General features: G+C 60.5%; 3 protein-coding genes. All 3 read left to right on the top strand.

What is annotated here, in order from left to right; genetic code table 11:
- The coding region (locus FJ222_12205; protein ID MBM4165184.1) for a chemotaxis protein CheB at positions 1–1,654 on the top strand (1,654 nt) is incomplete at its 5' end.
- Positions 1,655–1,686: 32 nt separating this feature from the next.
- Positions 1,687–3,072, top strand: a complete 1,386-nt coding sequence (locus FJ222_12200) for a PAS domain S-box protein (protein ID MBM4165183.1) — start codon at positions 1,687–1,689, stop codon at positions 3,070–3,072.
- Positions 3,069–3,761: a response regulator transcription factor gene (locus FJ222_12195; GenBank protein ID MBM4165182.1), complete on the top strand. Its 693-nt coding sequence runs from the start codon at positions 3,069–3,071 to the stop codon at positions 3,759–3,761. Before FJ222_12200 ends, FJ222_12195 begins: the two co-directional genes overlap by 4 nt.
- Positions 3,762–4,136 lie beyond the last annotated feature (375 nt).

The following is a 4,136-nucleotide window of genomic DNA, read 5'->3' as shown; positions in this document are numbered from 1 at the left end:
GGAGGAGGTCTACTCGCTGGCGATGACCTTCAAGGAGGCGATGGATAAATGCCGGCCCCGGGAGAACGGCGCCCTGCAGATTTTCGGCACCGATCTGGATCACGACGCCATTGACAAGGCCCGGCAGGGACTCTATTCATCCGCGATCGCGGCCGATGTGTCGGACGAACGGCTGAAGCGGTTCTTCATCAAGGAGGAACACGGCTACCGGATGAGCAAGGAAATTCGCGAGATGGTCATATTCGCGCCGCAGAATATCATCATGGACGCGCCCTTTACCAAGCTGGATATCCTGTGCTGCCGCAACCTGCTGATTTATCTGACCGCCGAGATACAGAAAAAGCTGATTCCGCTGTTTCATTACAGCCTCAAACCCGGCGGCATCCTGTTTCTGGGCAGCTCCGAGACCATCGGCAATAGCACCGGGCTTTTCACACCGCTCAACGCGAAGTCGCGCCTGTTCCGGCGCCTCGAGGCGGGTTCATCGCCGAGGGCGGTTGAGTTTCCATCTTCTTTCACATCCGGTCTGGCCGTCGGGTCTGAACCCCGTCCGTCGCCGAAGGCGACGGCCAGTTTCCAGTCCATGGCGGATCAACTGATTCTGCAGCGGTATGCGCCGGCGTCCGTGATCGCGAATGATTCAGGCGACATCTTGTACATCAGCGGGCGAACCGGCAACTACCTAGAGCCGGCTGCCGGCAAGGCCAACTGGAACCTGTTCGCCATGCTTCGCGAAGGGCTGCATTACGAGTTGAGCGCCGCCTTCCAGAAAGCGCTCAGGCAAAAAGCCCCCGTGGCGCTTCACGGCTTGACGGTCAGATCCGGCGGCGTGGAGCAGGGCGTGGACGTGACGGTCCAGAGACTTTATGAAGACGGACCCCTGCAGGGCTTGGTGATGATCGTCTTCACCCCTGTGGCCGCGGGAACGAGGGAGGCGGCACGTCCGGCGAAGGCGCAATCTCGCAGCGCACGGCCGGCAGAACTGGAGCATGAACTCCTGCAAGTCCGCGCCGAGGCGCGCACCATCCACGAGGAGATGCAAACCGCGCAGGAGGAATTCCGTTCGACCAACGAGGAATTGCAGTCGACCAACGAGGAGCTGCAGTCGACCAACGAGGAGCTCATGACGTCGAAAGAGGAGATGCAATCGCTGAACGAGGAACTCCAGACCGTCAACGCCGAGCTGCAATCCAAGGTGGACGAGCTTTCGCGCGTCAGCAACGACATGAAGAATCTGCTCGACAGCACCGAGATCGCCACCCTCTTCCTGGACAATGACCTCAACGTGCGGCGATTCACCCCCCATGCGACGAAGATCATCAAGCTCATTCCGACCGATGTGGGACGGCCCGTAACCGATCTGGTCTCGGATCTGCGCTACGCGGCGTTGCCTGCGGATGCGCAAAAGGTGCTGCGGTCGCAATTTTCGATCGAGAAGGCGATCAGGGCGCAGGACGGCCGCTGGTTCACCGTGCGCATCATGCCCTACCGGACGCTGGACGACCGGATCGACGGCGTCGTGATCACCTTCTCGGACATCACCGTGTCCAAGACGCTGGAGGCCACATTGCGGGCCCGGCATTCCTGTCCGCGGAAAGAAAATCCGGTCCGCCCCCGCCGGCCGGATCGCCGCACGAAGCGGGCGAAGCCGTAGCGTGTAATCATCCCTTTTGAAAAAAGAGCGTCATGCAAAAAAGACCGTCCCGCCCCCGCCCAGAGGAAGACCTGCGCCGTCGTGCCGAAGATCGACTGCGGCACGGCCGCCGGCGGGTCGGTGCCGGCGGCCCTGAATCGGCCACCGATATCCGGCGAACGCTTCACGAATTGCACGTCCACCAGATTGAGTTGGAGCTGCAGAACGAGGCGCTGTTAATCGCCCGGAATGAAGCGGAGTCCGTGTTGGAGAAATACACGGATCTTTATGATTTTGCTCCCGTCGGCTATTTCTCGCTCGATGAACGGGGCCGAATCCTCGAGGCGAACCTGACGGGCGCCTCGATGTTGGGCGTGAATCGATCCCGGCTCGTCGGTCAGCGACTGACGAGTTTTGTGGCGCAGGCGGAGCGGACGATCTTTACGGCTTTTCTCGAACGGCTCTTTTCAAGGGCTGGTGGACAGCTTTGCGAGGTGACGTTGGAGAAAACGGGCGGTGCCTCTTTTTGCGCCCATCTGAACGGCTTGTCTGCCGATTCCGCCAGCGCCGGGTGCCGGGTGGCGGTTTCGGACATCACCGCGCTCAAGGAGGTCGAACAGGCGAAATACCGTCTGGAAGCCATGGCCGGCGCGAACGAGGATCTGCGCCTGGAAATCGTCCGACGGCAGATTGTGGAGGAGGCGCTCAAAGGCAGCGAACACCAGCAACGCGAGCTTCTGGCGCAATCGCACATCCTGCAGGGACAGTTGCGGCGGCTGACGCACCAGGTCATGCAGGCGCAGGAGGAGGAGCGCAAGCGGATCAGCCGCGAGCTGCACGATGAAATCACGCAAACGCTGGTCGGAATCAATCTGCATTTGGAATCGCTCGCGCGGGAACCGGCGGTCGATTCCAGGAAATTGAAGGCCCGGATCGTCCAGACGCAGCGGGCGGTTGAAAAGGCCGTCAACATCGTGCATCGTTTCGCCCGCGACCTGCGTCCGGCGATGCTCGACGATTTGGGATTGATTTTGGCCCTCCACGCTCACGTGAAGAGCTTTTCAAAAAAGACGGGCATCCGGGTCGGCTTGACCGCGTTCCCCGGGGTCGAGAACGTGAACGGACCCAGGCGCACGGCGCTTTACCGCGTCGCCCTGGAGGCGCTGGCGAATGTCGCCCGCCATGCGCAGGCGACCCGGGCCGAGGTGAGCTTCCGGAGGGTGCCGGGCGGCCTGCTGATGCAAATCACCGACAACGGCAGGGCCTTCGACGTGGAGGGCGTGTTGCATGCCAACGAAGGCAAGCGCCTGGGGCTGATCGGCATGCGCGAGCGGATGGAGATGGTCGGCGGTAAATTTGGCATCGTGTCCGTGCCGGGCACGGGCACAACCGTCAGCGCGCAGATCTGCTTGCGCACGAGTGCAAAGGAGCGCAAGTGAATAAGAATGCTTCAACACGCATCTCTATTTTGCTGGCGGACGACCACGCGGTTGTCCGCGAAGGATTGCGCAAACTGCTCGAGTCCGAGTCCGATATCGACATCGTCGGCGAAGCGCAGACGGGGCGTCAGGCGGTGGCGTTGGCGAAAACGTTGCACCCTGCGGTTGTCTTGATGGATATCGCCATGCCGCTGCTCAACGGGTTGGAAGCCACCCGGCAAATTCGTCAGGCTGTGCCGAACATCCGCGTGTTGATTCTCTCCGCGCACAGCGACGACGCCTATGTCGAACAAGCGATCGCGTTCGGCGCGGCTGGTTTTCTGCTCAAGCACGCCTCGTCGCATGAGCTGTCTCGCGCGATCCGCAGGACATACCAGGGCGAAACGGTTTTCAGTCCCATCATCGCCAAGCGACTCCAGCGTCAGCAACAGGAGTCTTTGGACAGCAGGGGCCTGTCCAAGGCCGATACCGGCCGTCTGAGTTCGCGCGAGATGGAGGTGCTCCAACGGATCGCCGAGGGCGGCGCCAACAAGCAAATCGCGGCCGACCTCGGCATCAGCATCAAGACGGTCGAGAAGCACCGCGACCACCTGATGAAAAAACTCGATATCCACGACACCGCCAGCCTCACCCGCTATGCCATCGCTGCGGGCATCATCGAAAGCAGCGTTCAAGTGACGGTCGTGTGATGGCGGGCCCTGCAGTGCGGAATCGGCCGAAACCGGGGTCCGTTTCGGACCAATCAGCCTGCTGCCATCCATTGGGGCTGAGCCGATACAATAACCCTGTTTGCGGAACGTGCCCTTGAAGCGGTCTTCAACCATGATCCAGATCCAATATCCTTCTCTATCTTTCTCTATTCCTCCCGCTTTCACTTTTTTTGTATTACACCCATAATGTAGTGGATAAAAAATTGCCTTGTCAATCATGCGACAATTCATTTAAGCTACACGCACGTCTAAAACCCCCGCCAGCCAGTAGCCAGTGCAACACTGGCTACTGGCGGGCGGGGAATTCGTTCCTTCGTGTGAAAACGGGGTCATTTTGACACAGGACGGCGGCGT

The organism is Lentisphaerota bacterium (genome assembly GCA_016873675.1).
GTDB lineage: Bacteria > Verrucomicrobiota > Kiritimatiellia > RFP12 > JAAYNR01 > VGWG01.
This window is presented reverse-complemented; position numbering and strand designations above follow the sequence as displayed.